This is a genomic window from Kitasatospora sp. MAA19 (assembly GCF_029894125.1).
Lineage (GTDB): Bacteria > Actinomycetota > Actinomycetes > Streptomycetales > Streptomycetaceae > Kitasatospora.
Window position 1 is genome coordinate 1 of the sequence record NZ_JARXYZ010000005.1, and the last position, 15,703, is coordinate 15,703.

The window sequence follows — 15,703 nt, forward strand, 5'->3', positions numbered from 1 at the left end:
CAGCCGGACGGGCGTAGACCATCCGGCCTACGCCCACCAGGAAGATCAACAGCTAGGCCAACCGGGTGCCGTACACCTAGATCGTGATAGTCCCGGCTCCGGCGCGGCGAGATCCTGGGCCTGCGCTGGAGCGACATCGACCTGGACGGCCGCAAGCTGACCGTTCGAACCCAGCTTCAGCGGGTGCAGAAGGAGCTGTACGCCGACAGCACGAAGAACCGCCGGACGCGGGCGATCCCGCTGCCGGCGATGTGCATCGCTCCGCTGCGGTGGCGGCGGTTCCAGCAGACGAAGCAGCGGGAGGAGGCTGGGCGGGAGTGGGAGGACACCGGGTACGTGTTCACCACGCGGACCGGCCGGCCGATCGAGCCCCGAAACCTCAGCCGGTCCTTCGAGCGGATCGGTGCTGACGCCGGTCTGCCGCGCATCCGCCTCCACGACACGCGGCACGGCTGCGCGACGATCCTGTTCGCGGCCGGCGTCGCGCCGCGGGTGGTGATGGAGATCCTGGGGCACTCCCAGATCGCCGTGACCATGAACGTGTACACCCACGTCTCGGAGGAGACGCGGCGCGAGGCCCTCGGGCACATGGACCGCCTCCTCAAGAGGCGCCGCAAGACCGGCTGACATCAGCGGTTGCCGTCAATCAGTGCAGTCAAAAGGCCCGCAGCATGATCGCTGCGGGCCTTTTGTGCTGGTGGGCGCGGACGGTTTCGAACCGCCGACATCTGCTTTGTAAGTTCGATCGGGTGGCGTCCGTAGCTGCACGCGTCCGTGATCGCAGCCCGGCCGCGATCCACCCGAATCCCGGTGGGGTTGCCGGTGTCCGCTGTCGTTGATGTCAGACGCTGATGTCGCACTCAGGGGAGATCAGCCCAGCTCACCGCAGGTTTGGGGCAAGCTGCCGCCGAGGCTGGCAACCTGCCCCCGCGATCGTCCACCCTGTCTAGGTGCGATGCATCTTCCAGTGGGCAGCCAGCCACTTGACGTGATCGGCCGTCACACTCACCGCGAGCGGGGCGCCATCGAGCTTGGCGTAGTCCGGGAACCCCTTGAGAGAGTCGGCCAGGTGGAGCAACTTGGTCGTTGGGTTCACCGCGATCATGCCGAGGTCGAAGAGGCGATGAAGGTCGCGGCGCAAGAGCAGGCCGCCGCCCTTCCGGTGCTTTCCGTCAGCGGCGTAGCTGTACAGGTGGGCCGCCTCGATCGCTTGGCTGGGCGCTGGTCCCGTGAAGGCGCACACTTCACCAAACACACCCAGGAGATGAGTACGGAAGGCAGCCTGGCCCTTGCGCACTCGGATCGTGGCGACGCTGTGGCCACCGGCGATGAGCTTGAGAGTGGTGTCGACGATCCCCAGCGGTACTGGCGTACCGGCCTGCTCAACTGCCGTGTGGAAGTCGTCCCACCGCAGTTCGCGCAGGCTGTTCTGTGACGAGCCCTTCACGCACAGGGCTCGCAACTCAGGTGCCGTCAGCGAGCTGTTAGCTCGGACCCAGCCGGCTTCGTGGCGGCTGCGGTAGGTGGTGACCAGCTTGCGCTTCCAACCGGCCTGGTCGTCCTCGTGCTTGCACTTCTGGTTCCAGCAGACGAACCGCGGCAACTTCTTCTTGCGCTCGGCTACGTCTGCCTTCTTGCACTTGAGGCAGAAGGGGACCACTTTCTCCCGCTGCCCGATGGCGATGTCCTCGATCACGGAGACGCCGAGCAGCTGGACGGAGTCCCACAAGGCGATGACGTCGCCCACCTTCGGGGCGGCGTGGTTCGGCACAGAGCTGTCCCAGCTGTAGTGAGTAGCCGGGCTGTCGTCGTACCCCTCGCTGATCCGCTTGCTGCCGGCCTTCGCCAGCATCAGCCATGCTGTCATGCGCCCTCCCAGTGATGCGTCACGCCGCGCTCCGAGGGCGGCGGTGCCGCAGCCCAACGTAGCCCGACGCGCTGACATCGGCCGAGACATCCTCGACACGCTGAGGCCGCACGGCAGTCGGCCATGCCGACTGGTGCGTCAGGGTCCAGCGCTGGCGATCACGTGCCGTCCTCCATGGCAGGTACGCCATCGTGAGCTTTGCTGGAGGTTCGTTCCGAAGGCCGCCACTCGTGAAGGCTTTCCAGTTCGCTTTCACTCGGAGGTGCCCAACCGAACGCCGCGGAGAGGACATGCATGGCAAGTCGAGGCGGAATGGCGTTGCCGGCCTGCTGGCCCAGACCCCGTGCGGACCACGGATAGTTAGCCGGGAAGGTCTGCAGGATTCCTGCCTCTGAGAGAGTGAAACGGTCGAGGGGATAGCCCCCAGGCCCGTAGATCATGTTTCTGGCGATCTTTCCGGTAACGGTGGCAGACGGCTCCTCGGAGCTCCGGCGACCTCGCTTCCTCGGGTCGCCGCCAGTGCCGTAGTTGGAGATCACCTCGAATGGCGACGGACGATCAAGCACTTCACCCATGGTCTTCCAAGGCTGGAGGGCCGGATCGCCGGCATTCCGGGGGACCCCGTTCTTGTAGGGCCGGTGAGTGGGCGGTGGGAGATTCACAGGACTTTGCCCATACCGGGCGACTAGCACGGCCCGACTGCGAGTCTGGGGAACACCGAACTCTTCGGCCCTGAGGATGCCGCAGGCGACCTGATAGCCCTCGCCGAGCAGGACCGTCCGGTAGGCCTCCCAGACGGGCAGGACAGCCGGGACCTGCTCAAGGACAATTGCCTGATACGGCCGATCTACCTTGTCGATGGCGTCCAGCGCCCAACGGAGGGGCTCTAGGACGAGCATTGTCCGCTCGTCAACGAGCTTTCTGATATCCGTTTCGATCTCATCACGGTCGTCCCTACCGGCAAGGCGCTCAGCGAAGTCGAGCACGTCGTTGAGCGCCTTACGCCCGGCACCTGCCCCCTGAACAGTGAAGGTCTGGCATGGGGGTCCCGCTGCAAGGACATCGCTATCAGGGAAGTCTGATGGCCCGAACGAACGTACATCGCCCTCCACCGTCTCTAGGCCCGCAGACCGGCGCGTGGCGCACGTGTCGCGATCCCATTCGATGCCCACTGCGCGGATGCCGAGGTGTTCCGCTGCCACATCAAGCCCACCGGGGCCGCCGAATAGGTCGATGATCTGGGTGGGCTGCAACCTGGTCTCCTGGCATGTTCGCTGAGGGGCAACTGTCCCGCGACCCCAAGGATCGTTCATCCTGTCTAGGTATCACCTAGAGAAGGGAGTGGCCAGTGCCCGAGCGGAGCCCGCGCGGTACCTACCTACGGATCGCCGATGCGCTGCGGACCAAGATCAGCGGAGACTCCACGGTGACGGCGCTTCCCTCCGAAGCGGAGCTCATGGAGGAGCATGGCGTCGCCCGCACCACGGTGAAGCGCGCTCTCGACGTCCTCGCGGCAGAGGGCCTGATCCGGTCGCAGCCTGGCGTTGGATGGGTTGTCGGTCGTGCCGAGCCCAAAATCCCGGTACTCGACCAGCTCGCCGCCCTCGCCCGCAAGCTCGACGTCGGGGCCGAATTCCCCTCCGAGAAGGAACTCACCGAGCACACTGGTGCAGCGAGAGGTACCGTCCGTCGCGCCCTCGCGCAGTTGGAGGGCGCCGGCGTCCTCGAAGTGCGCCACGGAAAGGGCCGAACGATCCGCGCCCTGCCCGGCAATCACACCTAGGAGCAGCTGCCCATGTGGGCCTACGACCTTGCCGAGTCCCTGCTGTCCACCGACCTGCCGCGCCGCTGGAACCACTCCCAGGGGGTAGCCAGCAAGGCGCGTACCCTGGCCGGCATCCTCGGCCCGGATGCTGAGCTGCTGGAATCCGCAGCGGTCCTGCACGACGTCGGCTACTCGCCGCGGATCGTCGACACCGGCTTCCACCCGCTCGACGGCGCGCGCTTCCTCCGCGCGGAGAACGTCGACGAGCGCGTCGTGCGACTGGTCGCTCACCACTCCTGTGCCCTGCTCGAAGCCGAGGAACGGGGCCTTCGCCAGGAGTTGGAGGCGGAGTTCCCGCTGGAGGAACCCCACTTGGTGGACGCACTGATCTACTGCGACATGACCACCACTCCGGACGGCACACCGACGACGACGCCCGACCGGATCGGCGAGATCGTGGGCCGCTACGGACCGGACAGCGTCGTCGGCCGGTTCATCCGCCGCGCCGAGCCGGAGATCGATGCGGCGGCGCGACGCGTCGAAGGCCGGCTGCTCCAGATCGGCACGTCGGCCTAGCCGATGTACGGCTCGGCTCGGTCCGACGCCAAGCCGTGCGTGATCCGCAGCCGCATGGACGGGTGAATGTCCAGGTCGTCGAGGTCCGCTGGGTTCACCCAGCGGACCTCCTTCGACTCCGAACTCGTCCGCAGAGCGCCACCGACGGGGCGTGCCCGGAAGCAGATGGAGAACTGCTGCCGGACTTCCCCGTCGTCGTAGGCCATGACGTGACCAGGGTCCGTGTAGAGCCCGACGACCGAGGCCACCTCGACGTCGATCCCCGTCTCCTCCCGAACCTCCCGGACCACGGTGTCCGCCACGGACTCCCCGATGTCGTGCCCACCACCGGGGAGGGCCCACAAGTCGTTGTCTGTCTTGTGGATCAGCAGCAACTGTCCCTCGGTGTCCGTCACAACGGCGGTAACGGAGGGCACAACGGAGTTCGCCGGCGGGGCGGCCGGGTCGTGGAAGTAGTCAATGCGGCTCATGCGGCCTCACTTTCAAGATTCGGCGAGGTGATGATCCGGGAGCTTTCCCAGATCCGCTCGATGCTCGCCGCGTACGTGCTGAACAGCTCGCCTCCGGGCACCTCGGAGAGGTGCATCACCGGCGCCAGGTAGGCGCCGACACCGTAGACGTGTCCGTTGACGAGCAGGTCGTCATCGGCTCGGTAGAGCGAGTTGTAGAGCGTCGTCGAGTGGAGCCGGAACTCGACTCCAGGGACGCCGAACAGCGGCGCGTAGTTGGCGAGCGCGTTGCGAATCTTGCCCGCCATCGCTGGGCCGATCCCCTCGTCCTCGCCCCGTTGGGCCACTCCATCGCAGTCGGGGTCACCCAGCATCAGCCTTACCGGCACGCCCGCCTGCGCCTTCTCTCGGACGAGGCGGAAGAACAGCGGGTCCTCCGACAGCCAGAAGCCGGCGTACACCACCAGGTCGAAGTGCCGCGTGGACCTCGCGTAGAGGGACGTCCACAGCTCTTTCGGCACGACCGCGCGGTGTGGGTACAACTTCACCAGCTCGGCCCGGCCGGCCTCCGCCGCCGCGCTGCTGGTCTGCTCATCCGGCCAGAGGTCCGACAGGTCTCGCTGCAACAGGTTGGCGAGCGCGTACTGGAAGCGCCGGTACGGCCGGCGCTCGTCCTTGGCCTCCACCCATCGCTCGACGGTTCGCGAGCTCACTCCCAACCGCTCTGCGATCTGCTCAATCGTCAAATTGCTGGCAAGGATTGCCCCTCGCAGCCTCTCATTGGCCATCTCGCCCTCCCCTGGACGATGGTGCGGCGCTTGGACGATCCGGGACGACTTCGACCGTAGCGAAGTCGGACCGTAGCCGTCCAGACGCGCCGTGTTCCGACAGGGCCGGAGAGCCGAATCTATTGATGCGCGGCCGGGACTCTCCGGCCGCACCAACCGAAGGACTTGACGAAGCGTCTGTTTCTCGGCATCGTAAGAGACATGTTCAACATGTCTCGCATCGCGAGGCGGACGAACTGACGGCCTTCTTTGGCCTGCTCTGAGCTGTATGAACGCGCCTATCAATGGACGGCTACCGCCGTACCCAGGGCGAAGCGGCCTTACGGGGCCATGGTTCCCGGCGCCTTTTCAGTCCGGAGGGCAGTGATCGAAAGATCCGCGTCTGCCTAAAGCGGGAGCACGCTCCCGAAAGACGCAACAGCTCAACAACGAGTGTCTTTGGTCCCCGATCCGTGCCACCTGTGGCGGGTCGGGGGTCATGGCTGCTCGTGACGTGACGAGTGGTCTGGGCCCGCATGAGTCGGGGCCGCCGCGCCTTCCTTGGCCGGAGCACGGCAGCCCCTGGGGCCTACACCCCCATCGAGAGAAGAGGTAGACCCGTGAGGTCGATTGTTGCAGGTCAGACGGCCCTGAACGAGGACGAGTTCGCCGAGCTGGCGCTCGGCGTGGACTCGGAGTTCACCCGGCTGTTCACCGGGATGCCCGGTGAGAGCGAGACCGAGCGCGAGGCCCGGATGGACGCCGCGCACGACGTCCTGGCGGATCTACGCCGGGAGGACCCGGAGCTGGCCGCCTACGCCGAGCGCCTGCTGAGCGTGGCGCCGGTCCCGCTGCGGCGCCCGGCCGTGATCCGCCGCACCGCCAGCGTCGAGCGGGTGGCCGCGTGACCACCATGGCCGCGCCGACGGGCGTTTCACCCCCGGCCGCCGCCGCTTCGACCACCCGGCCCGCCGCTTCAAGCACGCGGGCCGAGGCTTCGGACAAGCTCATGCTGGGCGTGGCAATCCTCGCCGCGATCGGCGGTGCGGTCCTCGCCGGGATCGGCTTCAGCGGCTCCTACACCGCGCTGCAGCAGCTCGGTTTCAGGCACGGCTTCGGGAACTTCAGCTACGCGTTCCCGATCGGTGTGGACGCCGGGATCGTGGCCCTTCTCGCCATGGATCTGCACCTGATCCGCAAGGGCGCCCCGGCGCCGTGGCTGCGGCTGCTGGCCCACACCTTCACCGTCGCCACGATCTACTTCAACGCCGCCTCCGCCGGGCCGCTGATGGCGAACCCGACCGGCACCGCGATGCACGCAGTGATCCCGATCATGTTCGTGGCGGTCGTGGAGGCCGGGCGGCGCCTGGTCATCCGGATCACCCGGATCGAAGCCGGACACCAGCGCGACGGGGTACCGCTGCACCGCTGGCTCCTCGCCCCCCTGCCCGCGTTTCGGATGTACCGGCGGATGCGCCTGAACGGCATCGCCTCCTACGACCGGACGGTCGAGCTGGAGCGCGAGCGCCTCGTCTACCGGGTGATGCTGGAGCGCGACAACGGCGGCGACTGGCGCAAGGCCCCCGCCGACCAGCGCCTTCCGCTCACCATGGCCCCGTTCGGACTGAGCGTGGACGAGGCCCTGGCCCTCCCGGCGGAGGCCGAGGAGCGCGCCCAGCTGCGGGCCGAACGCAAGGCCGCATTCGAGGCCGAGGCCGCCACCCGCGCCGAGGCCCGCACCGCCGAGCTGAAGATCTCCAAGCTCCGCACCGCAGGCCGGGTGGAGGCCGCCGGGTACGAGGTCGGCGCCGAGACCGCCACCGCCAAGGCCCACGCCCACGCCCGAACCGTGGCCGCCGGCCGGGAGGCCGAGGCCGCCGAACGGCTCGACCAGGCCGAGGAGGAACTGGCCGCCGCCGCGGCCGAGCAGGAAGCCGCCGACGCCCGTCTGCGCGCCGCTGAAACCGACCGCACGGCCGCTGAAACCGAGCACACTGCCGCTGAAACGCGGCGTCGCGCCGCTGAAACGGACCGCGATGCGGCGACCGTCGAGCGGGCCCGGGCCGAGGACGAGGAAGCCGTTCAGGCCGCCCGCCTGAGCGCGGCTGAAACGGCCAAGGCCGCCGCTGAAACCGAGGAGGCCGCCGCTGAAGCGCTGAAGCGCAAGGCCGAAGCCGACCGCGACGCGGCCACCGCCAAGCAGTCCCAGGCCGACACCGAAGAGGCCACCCTCGCGGCCCGGCTGCGTGCCGCTGAAGCCCGCCAGCGCGCGGCTGAAGTCGAGCTGCGCGCGGTCGAAATGGAGGACGAGGCGAAGCTGACGCCCTCCGCCCGGGCCACCCGCAAGGTCGCCCGGATGATCCTCGCCGACGGCGCCGGCAACCCGGACGCCGTCGACCTCCAGACCATCGCCGAGACGCTCGGCGTCTCCCTCGCCACCGCCTCCGGGCGCCGTGCCGAGGCCGCCGAACTGCTCGCCTCCGGCTACAACCCCGGAAGGACACTGTCGTGACCACCAGCACCGCCACCACCGCCGCTGAGATGGCCGCCGCCCAGGTCAACGCGGCCGGCGCCCTGATGGCCATCCTCACCGCCCACAGCGACCTGCCCGCGCCGACGGTCCAGCTGCAGCAGTTCTTCGAGCCCGCTACCGACATCCCGTGGGGTGCGTGGGGCGTGAAGCTGTCGCTGCACCGCGGCCTCACCACGTTCGAGCAGTGGCGCGAGGCCCTGGACCTGGACCCCGCCACCACCGACCACGGCGAGTGCAACACCAGCCGATGGCTGTCCGCCTACGGCACCCGCCACGGCGTCCCGGTCGAGGTCGTCGGCTTCTACACCCTGCCCGCCGCCGACGGCACCAGCGAGTAGCGCCATGGGACGACCCCGCCACTGGGACCCCACCGGCGACCGCCACGGCGGCACCCCCACCTACCCGTGGCGCATGGCGCCGCGTGGCCTCTTCACCCGCCACCAACTGCGCGAACGGGGACTTCGTCCCGGCGGCCAGGACGTCGCCGCGCAGATCATGTGGCGCTCCCGCCGCAGCCAGACCGGCGTCCGGGTCGCCTACCTCTACCGGCTCGACCGGGCCAAGCCCGTCCGCCCGATGACCCCCGCGAAGGCCGCCGCCCTCGCCAACGCCAACCGGGCCCGCCGCACCTGCCCCACCTGCCCCACCTGCGGCCAGGACGCCGGCTACGTGCTCCCCGCGCACCTCGACTCGTGCCTGACCTGCGCCGACACCATGCCGGCCGCCGCGTGAGCCCGAAGGAGAACCCAGTGCCCAAGTACCGCCAGAGCGAGATCACCGAGACCATCCCCGCCGGGCGACGCTCCTGGTCGGTGAGTTGGCCGCAGTACATGCCAGCGGACGTCACGCCGCCTGAGCTGCGGCCGTCGGCGCTGGCCCACCACGTGCCCGACTGGGCCGAGGGGGCGGCCACCCCGGACGCCGTGACCGACTGGGCCCGGCGGCAGCGGCACGCGCTCGTCCAGTTCCAGCGCGACGACCGCGGCTGGCCGCTGCACCCGGCGGGCCGGACCGGCCGCACGGGTCGGAACCTGGGCCGCTGGGGCGAGAACGCGGCGGTCGACCCCATCGTGATCGCGGGCATCGGCTCGGACCGGCGGATCCTGCTGATCACCCGGGACGACATCGGGGTGGAGGCGATCCCTGGCGGGATGGTGGACGACGGCGAGCCCGTCCCGGACGCGCTGCGGCGTGAGCTGCTGGAGGAGACAGGGGTGGACCTGAGGGACCACCAGCCGGTCATCCTGGGCCGGGACCTGGTGGACGACTGGCGGGCCAGCGACCACGCGTGGGTGGCCTCCACCAGCGCCCTGTACGTCCTGCCCGCTACCGTCGCCGCGATCGCCGCCGATGACGCCCTGGATGCGACCTGGTACCCGGCCGGGTCCCTGGCCGCCCTGGACACCGCCGTGGTCGCCGCCGGTCGCACCCTCTACCCGGCGCACCGGCCGCTGCTGGCGCGGGCGCTCGCCCACCTCGACCAGGCGTGGCACCACGCCGCCGAGACCCTCGCCGCGCTGATCGCCTCGGCCTGACGCTGGCCGATTGCCTGTCCCCGCCCGGCCCTTCGTGGTCGGGCGGGGGCGGGGAGTCGGGACAGCCCCGGCCCACCAGGAGGCCTGCGATGACCGTGAACGCCACGCCGGGCAACGGCGCGAGCAGCACCAACGTCAACAAGAACACCACCGCCGGCGGCGCCGGCGGGATCGGCGCCCCGCAGATGGGCGCCGCCGCGAACCCCGGCAGCGGCGTGAACCGCACCTCCCCCTTGGCCCTGCCGGAGCCCGCGTTCTACTCCACCGCCGACGTCCGCTCCTACTGCGAGGCCTTGCGGGCGTTCGGCGCCTACTCCGCGATCGAGGTGGAGGTGGCCGCCGAGATCCTCAAGGCCGCGCTGGAGCAGGCCCCGGGCGCGCCGGGCGACCACCTGTTCCAGCGGAAGCTTCGGGCCCGCACCGTGGCCCAGAAGTTGTCCAAGGCCGCCGACGCCCTGACCGACGTCGCGAAGGACGCCGCCGCCGCGTACGCCGCCTTCGAGCGCGAGTACGCCGACGTCATGGCCCCCCGCCCGGCCCAGCAGCAGCACCGTCCGTTCCAGTTCTGAGAGGAGCACCACCGTGCCGAAGAAGGACACCGACCCGGAGGTCCAGCACCGGGAGAACCTGGAAGGCGCCAGCACCGGCAAGGGCATCGCCGCGTGGATCGCCCACCGTGCCAAGCCCTACACCCCGCCGTGGATCCTGGCCGGCGCGACCGGTGTCGCCGGGAGCATGGCGTGGGTGCCCGCCCACGACTCCCCCGGGTACGCGGTCGGCCTGACCCTCGGCTCGGTCGGGCTCACCGCCGCGACCGCGTGGGCGGGCAAGACCACCTCGCCGCAGCGCCGCCTGCACTCGGCCGTGACCGTCGCCGCCGCGTCCGGCTGGTTCACCACGACCGCGTTGGCCGGCTGGAACGGATTCACCTTCGGCACGTTCTGGCTCGGCGGCAGCATCCTCGCCCTGTCCTGGAACGTGCGCCAGATACTGCGCCGGAACCCCGACGCCGTCCAGGCCGCCGGAGACAACGCGGACGCGTCGCTGCTGGAGAAGGTCAAGCTCGCCGGAGCCAAGATCCGGCGCGCCGAGGTGGAGCCGAACCGGGTCACCGCCGAACTGACCCTCCCGGCCGGAGAGTTGACCAACGATGACGTGGCGAAGGCGCTGCCGAACCTCGCCTCCGGCCTCGACGTGGCGAAGACCGCCGTGCGGTACATGCCCGATCCCGACTCCGCCCGGCGCGGTGAGCTGGTCGTGGTGCCCCGGGACATGCTCGCCGAGGTGGTCGAGTGGGAGATGCCGACCAACGTGGGCGGGTCAATTGCCGAGCCGCTGGTCATCGGCCGCTACGACGACGGCTCCCCGCTCATGCTCTGGCTGCCCGGCGACCCGCAGGCCGGCCGCAACAGCACCCACCTGCTGATCTGCGGCATCTCCGGCTCCGGCAAGGGCGACGGCGCACTCAACATCCTCACCGAGATCATGGGCCGCCGCGACGTCATCGTGTGGCTGTCCGACCCGAAGGCCTTCCAGGACTTCGGCCCGCTGCGGCCCGGCCTGGACTGGGCTGTGGAGGGCGGAGCCGAGACCGAGACCATGGTCACCGCCCTGCAGGCCGCCATCCCCGCCCGCACCCGCTGGCTCGGCGCCCACGGCTACCGCCAGTGGGTGCCCGCCGCCGCCGAGCAGCAGAGCGACCCGGCGCACTCCTGCCGGAAGGGCCGTGCCTGCGGCTGCGAGGGCATGCCCTTCCTGGTCGCCTGGTTCGAGGAGGCCGCGAACACCCTGCGCTTCATGGGCGACAGCGCGTTCACCGGCGCCGCCCAGGAAGCCCGCTCCGCCGGTATCGCCCTGGTCATCAGCCTCCAGCGCCCCAGCCACGACCAGTTGTCCACCAGCACCCGGGCCTCCCTGCCGTCCGCGCTGGCCTTCGGCCTGGACGCCAAGGACGAGGGCATGGCCCTGCCCGGCCCAGTCATCGATGCCGGCGCCCACCCCGGCGCCTGGGGCAACCGTCGCCCCGGCTACTGCTACCTCGTCACCCCCGGCGTCGAAGAGCAGCGCTACAGCTCGCCCGGCCGCACCTTCCGCTTCACCGGCCGGGCCGCCCGCGTCATGGAACAGCTCGCCGCGTGGGCGGTGCGCAACGGCGCCAAGGTCGACCCCGTCACCGCGAAGGCCGCCACCGCCACCGTCGGCAACGCCTACACCGAACGCCACAACCAGGACGCCACCGACGAGGACGAGGACAGCGTGTACGCGGACGGCGACGGCGGCGACGACACCGGTACCGAGCGGCGGGTGGCCCCGGAGGACGAGGGTCTGGACCCTCAGGCCGAACTCCCCCCGGTCCCGCAGACGCTCGCCGACATCACGTTCGGCACCGATTCGAGCGCCCCGGACCTCACCCCCGAGGAGGCCCGCGCCGCCATGGACACCATCGTCACCGAGTTCGAGCAGAGCGGGACGATGGTGATCGGCCCGAAGGACGTCATGGAGCACGCCGCCCGCTTCGGCCGGACCCGCCAGTGGGTGAGCGGGGAGTTCCGCCGCCTCATCGAGGACGGCCGCCTGGTGCCCACCGCGAAGGGTGGCCGCTACCGGATCGTCCCGTCCCCGGCGCTGGTCTGACACCCCCTGACGCCTGACACCCCCTGACACCCATTCCCCTAGGCAGACGCGGGTGTCAGGGGCCCTGACAGCGGCCCCTGACACCGTCTGACACCCGCCCCTGACACCCCGGCGTCGCCACGCCCCCAGCACCCGGAAGGGAGGCCCTGCCATGCCCCCGCACACCATCCGCCCGCTCGCCGCCACCCACCTGCGCGAGGCCCTCCAGGCCGCCGCCGACCACCAGCCCACCACCGCCCTCGCCGCCCTCATGCACATCGACCCCGACTCCTGGCAGGCCATCGAACACCGACTCGCTGCCCTCGGCACCGACCTGCTCGACGTCCTCGCCCACGCCACCACCGGAGGAACCCGATGAGCACCACCAGCGACCTCATCACCACTGCCGTCCTCATCGCCCCCGGCGCGCTCCTCAGCATCCCCGTGGCCATCTCCCAGCGCGGCGCCCGCGCCGACAGCGCCGCCGTCCGCCAGGCCCTCGCCGCCTCCGCCGCCGAACGCGCCGCCCGCACCACCGCCACCACCGAGACGGCCCCGCCCGACGGCGGCGAAGGCGCCCCAGCCCCGGCCGTCGAGGCCGCAGCCCGGCTCGCCACCGTCCACCAGCTCCCCAGCGCCCGCCGCGCCGCCTGACCGGAGGTCACCCCATGTACGACGAGTACGACGACGACCTGAACGAGTTCGACACCGACGAGGGCATCGGGGACTGGGCCCCGGGCGAGTGCGACAACTGCCCCGGCGGCGAGCCCACCCGTGTGCCGTTCGGATTCATCTACTGCGCCTGCCAGATCGGGCAGGGCGCCGACCCCGAGAACTGCGCCTGCGGCCCCGACCAGAACTGACTTCGCCCGGAGCGGCCAGCCATCCCGGCCAAGGAACCCGGCCGCTCCGGTCCCCCGCCCAACGAGACGAGGAGACCCCAGCATGACCCAACCGACCGACTTTCGGGGAGAGCACCTGCCCACCGCGCTCGCCCTGGCGGCCGACGGCGTACCCGTGCTGCCGCTGCGAGCCGGGAAGAAGACGTTCGGCAACTGCCGGCGCTGCGCCGGCAACGCGTGCGGCGGCCGGCCGAACATGAAGACCCCGGGCCCCTGTGTCTGCCAGGCCCCTTGCCACGGCTGGGCCGCCGCCACCACCGACCCCCGGATCATCAACGCACCGGACTGGACGGGGGCGTGGCGCGAGGCGGCCGCGGTGGCCTACCACCCCGGCGGCGCCGGCCTGACCGTCGTGGACCTCGACAACGCGGAAGCCATCGCGTGGGCTCACGACCACCTGCCCGCCACCCGCACCGTGCCCACCACCAGGGGCGAGCACTGGCTCTACCAGGGCACCATGACCTCCGCCAACAACGTCCGACCCGGCGTGGACATCAAGTCCGCCATGTCCTACGCCCGGTGGCTCGGCCCCGGCACCGGCACCATCGCGGCCCTGCCGGACGTCGTCCGCGACCTGGTCATGAAGGCGCCCGCGGCTGTCCGGCCGACGGCCGTCACGGTGCCCGCGCCGGCCGGGGGCGGGAAGTGCCCTCACCGCAGCCCGGCCTTCCTGGAACGTGGCATCGCCATGGCGGAGCAGCGCATCGCCGAGGCGTGCAGCGCGGTGCACGCCACCGTGTTCGGGACGTTCCTCGCGGTGCTCTCGACACACGGCCGGTGCGGCTGCCTGACCGAGGCGCACACCGCCAGGCTGTTCACCGCCGCGCAGGCCAAGGGCGAATCGCCCCGGCACTGCACCGACGCGTGGACCAACGCCCTGACCAGGCTGGGGCTGTAGCCGTGGCCGAGGACGAGAAGACCCCGGCGCGCGAGATCATCGCCGACTACGCGCAGGCGCACTTCCGGTACTTCCGTACCGCCGACGGGACCGTGTACGCGCAGAAGACCGGCCACCCGGTGGCCCGTCCGATCCGCTCCCAGGGCACGACGGGCAGCCACCGCCAGGAACTCATGGTCGGCCTGTACCGGGACGGGGTCGGTGTGTTCAACGGCAGCGCGCTCAAGGAGGCGTTGGACCTGATCGAGGCGCTGGCCCTGTCCGAGGAGGTGCAGCCCGTCCACATCCGCGTCGCCCCGGGCTTTGACGGGGCCACCTGGCTCGACCTGGGCCGCGCCGACGGGCAGTCCGTGCGCATCCACCCTGCCGGCTGGGACATCGCCGTCCCCGACCCGCGTGAGGTCTGCTGGCGGCGCACCCAGCTCACCGGTGAACTGCCGCTTCCGGCCAAGGACACCGATGGCAAGGGCATCGACCTCCTGCTCAGGCTGTGCAACTTCACCGACGCGGCGACCGAGTGCCTGGCCCTCGCCTGGCTCATCGGCTGCCTCGGGCCGTCCGTGCCCGTCCCCGCCCCGTTCCTGACCGGCCCGCAGGGCGCGGGCAAGTCCACCGGCGGCCGGATGCTCGTGCGGATCATCGAGGGCATGAGCGGCGACCTGCGCCGGGCGCCGAAGGACGAGGAGAACCTGATCGCGGCGGTGGCGGCCGGATGGGTCACCGCCCTGGACAACCTCTCCCACATGACCCCGGACCTGTCCGACGCCATGTGCTGCATCGTGACCGGAGCCGAGTCCGTCAAAAGGGCCCTGTTCACCGACGGGGACGTGCACCGCGCCAGCTACCGCCGACCCCTGCTCCTGACCGGCATCGACGTCGGCGTCATCCGGCCCGACCTCGCGGAACGACTCCTGCCGCTGCGTCTGGAGCGGCCCCGCGTGCGGCGCACCGAGGCGGAGCTGTGGGCCGAGTACGCGGACGTTCTGCCCGTCGTCCTCGGGTCCCTGCTCGACCTCACGGTCAAGGTCCGCACGGCCGAGGCGGAGACCCCCACTGACCTGCGGATGGCCGACTTCGCCCACCTGTGCGCGCAGCTCGACGCGGCGACCGGCCTCGGGGCGCTCACCGCCTACCGGGCCAGCCTGGACGACCTGAACGACGACGTGATCGAGGGCGACCTCCTCGCGCAGACCGTCCTCAAGCACGCCGACACCATCGAGCCCGGCGGGGCGCAGCGCATGACCTCCACCGAGTGGCTGCACTGCCTCAGCCGCCTCTACAGCGGCGACGACCTGCGCTCCCTGCCCAAGGGCTGGCCGACCACCGGCAAAGTCCTCTCCGACCGGCTCAAGCGCCTCCAGCCGACGCTCGCGGCCCGCCGGGTCCTCATCGACACCGGCCGGACGAGAGAGGGCCGCTACCTCGAAATGGCCCGCCCGGCCACCGCACCCCCGCACGAACAGCAACAACTGCTCTGACCCGCGTCCACGCCCGCACGGACAAGCAAGAAGAGCACCCGGGCCGACGAGGGTGCTCCTCTTGCTGTTCGGCGAAGCCGCCAAAGGTCGCGCCGCGCAGCGGCTCCTTCTTCACGCTGTGAGGCGCGCCAACCACCAACAGACACCCCCTCTTTTGTCCTAAGAGGGAAGACGCTGCGTCACCTGCGTCACACGGCCTGAAAAACGGCCCCTGACCTGCGCCGACACCCGTGACGCAGACGGCGGCCGCTGCGTCATCCTGCGTCACCTGCGTCACCTGCGTCATGCGATGACGCAACCCGCGACGCAGCGATGACGCA

Annotated in this window: 18 protein-coding genes and 1 pseudogene; 15 read left to right on the plus strand and 4 right to left on the minus strand. The window is 70.6% G+C overall.

Features of this window, described 5'->3' with window-relative positions; translation table 11 throughout:
* Positions 1-96: 96 nt before the first annotated feature.
* Positions 97-627: pseudogene (locus P3T27_RS10130) on the plus strand (site-specific integrase); the annotation flags it as partial.
* Between the two features lie 319 nt (positions 628-946).
* Here the strand turns inward: P3T27_RS10130 and P3T27_RS10135 are convergent.
* Both P3T27_RS10135 and P3T27_RS10140 read right to left on the minus strand, forming a co-directional pair.
* Positions 947-1,867, minus strand: coding sequence for an HNH endonuclease (locus P3T27_RS10135; RefSeq protein ID WP_280676657.1), 921 nt, complete (start codon positions 1,865-1,867; stop codon positions 947-949).
* A gap of 158 nt (positions 1,868-2,025) precedes the next feature.
* Positions 2,026-3,120 carry a DNA cytosine methyltransferase gene (locus tag P3T27_RS10140; RefSeq protein ID WP_280676659.1) on the minus strand — a complete coding sequence of 365 codons (1,095 nt, stop codon included), beginning with the start codon at positions 3,118-3,120 and terminating at the stop codon, positions 2,026-2,028.
* Between the two features lie 95 nt (positions 3,121-3,215).
* Here P3T27_RS10140 and P3T27_RS10145 point away from each other — a divergent pair, with 95 nt between their 5' ends.
* On the plus strand, positions 3,216-3,650 hold the full coding sequence (locus P3T27_RS10145; RefSeq protein ID WP_280676661.1) for a GntR family transcriptional regulator: 435 nt from the start codon (positions 3,216-3,218) through the stop codon (positions 3,648-3,650).
* A 12-nt stretch (positions 3,651-3,662) separates the two neighbouring features.
* Positions 3,663-4,208: an HD domain-containing protein gene (locus P3T27_RS10150; RefSeq protein WP_280676664.1), complete on the plus strand. Its 546-nt coding sequence runs from the start codon at positions 3,663-3,665 to the stop codon at positions 4,206-4,208.
* On the opposite strand, the gene P3T27_RS10155 is transcribed toward P3T27_RS10150, so the two are convergent.
* Positions 4,205-4,678 carry an NUDIX domain-containing protein gene (locus tag P3T27_RS10155; RefSeq protein WP_280676666.1) on the minus strand — a complete coding sequence of 158 codons (474 nt, stop codon included), beginning with the start codon at positions 4,676-4,678 and terminating at the stop codon, positions 4,205-4,207. The genes P3T27_RS10150 and P3T27_RS10155 overlap by 4 nt on opposite strands.
* Complete coding sequence (locus P3T27_RS10160; RefSeq protein WP_280676668.1) at positions 4,675-5,445, minus strand: helix-turn-helix transcriptional regulator; 771 nt, start codon at positions 5,443-5,445, stop codon at positions 4,675-4,677. The genes P3T27_RS10155 and P3T27_RS10160 overlap by 4 nt, the downstream gene beginning before the upstream one ends.
* A 599-nt stretch (positions 5,446-6,044) precedes the next feature.
* On the opposite strand from P3T27_RS10160, the gene P3T27_RS10165 reads away from it, so the two are divergent.
* The 12 genes from P3T27_RS10165 to P3T27_RS10220 all read left to right on the plus strand — a co-directional run bounded on the left by P3T27_RS10165 (position 6,045) and on the right by P3T27_RS10220 (position 15,383).
* On the plus strand, positions 6,045-6,332 hold the full coding sequence (locus P3T27_RS10165; protein WP_280676670.1) for a hypothetical protein: 288 nt from the start codon (positions 6,045-6,047) through the stop codon (positions 6,330-6,332).
* A gap of 101 nt (positions 6,333-6,433) precedes the next feature.
* The gene (locus P3T27_RS10170; RefSeq protein ID WP_280676672.1) at positions 6,434-7,936 is read left to right on the plus strand and encodes a DUF2637 domain-containing protein; all 1,503 of its coding nucleotides are present in this window, start codon (positions 6,434-6,436) and stop codon (positions 7,934-7,936) included.
* Entirely contained in the window at positions 7,933-8,295 is a 363-nt protein-coding gene (locus P3T27_RS10175; protein WP_280676674.1) for a hypothetical protein, read from the plus strand. Before P3T27_RS10170 ends, P3T27_RS10175 begins: the two co-directional genes overlap by 4 nt.
* A gap of 4 nt (positions 8,296-8,299) precedes the next feature.
* Positions 8,300-8,689, plus strand: coding sequence for an RRQRL motif-containing zinc-binding protein (locus P3T27_RS10180; protein ID WP_280676676.1), 390 nt, complete (start codon positions 8,300-8,302; stop codon positions 8,687-8,689).
* Positions 8,690-8,706: 17 nt separating this feature from the next.
* Positions 8,707-9,492 carry an NUDIX domain-containing protein gene (locus P3T27_RS10185; RefSeq protein ID WP_280676678.1) on the plus strand — a complete coding sequence of 262 codons (786 nt, stop codon included), beginning with the start codon at positions 8,707-8,709 and terminating at the stop codon, positions 9,490-9,492.
* Between the two features lie 89 nt (positions 9,493-9,581).
* Positions 9,582-10,061: a plasmid transfer protein TraA gene (traA, locus tag P3T27_RS10190; RefSeq protein ID WP_280676681.1), complete on the plus strand. Its 480-nt coding sequence runs from the start codon at positions 9,582-9,584 to the stop codon at positions 10,059-10,061.
* 13 nt (positions 10,062-10,074) lie between these two features.
* Positions 10,075-12,126, plus strand: a complete 2,052-nt coding sequence (gene traB / locus P3T27_RS10195) for a plasmid transfer protein TraB (protein WP_280676683.1) — start codon at positions 10,075-10,077, stop codon at positions 12,124-12,126.
* Between the two features lie 151 nt (positions 12,127-12,277).
* Positions 12,278-12,484: a hypothetical protein gene (locus tag P3T27_RS10200; RefSeq protein WP_280676685.1), complete on the plus strand. Its 207-nt coding sequence runs from the start codon at positions 12,278-12,280 to the stop codon at positions 12,482-12,484.
* Entirely contained in the window at positions 12,481-12,759 is a 279-nt protein-coding gene (locus P3T27_RS10205) for a hypothetical protein (protein WP_280676687.1), read from the plus strand. Before P3T27_RS10200 ends, P3T27_RS10205 begins: the two co-directional genes overlap by 4 nt.
* Positions 12,760-12,773: 14 nt before the next feature.
* The gene (locus P3T27_RS10210; RefSeq protein ID WP_280676689.1) at positions 12,774-12,968 is read left to right on the plus strand and encodes a hypothetical protein; all 195 of its coding nucleotides are present in this window, start codon (positions 12,774-12,776) and stop codon (positions 12,966-12,968) included.
* Between the two features lie 82 nt (positions 12,969-13,050).
* A complete protein-coding gene (locus tag P3T27_RS10215; RefSeq protein ID WP_280676691.1) occupies positions 13,051-13,905 on the plus strand; it encodes a bifunctional DNA primase/polymerase in 855 nt (284 codons plus the stop codon).
* Positions 13,906-13,907: 2 nt separating this feature from the next.
* A complete protein-coding gene (locus tag P3T27_RS10220) occupies positions 13,908-15,383 on the plus strand; it encodes an ATP-binding protein (protein ID WP_280676693.1) in 1,476 nt (491 codons plus the stop codon).
* Positions 15,384-15,703: the final 320 nt, after the last annotated feature.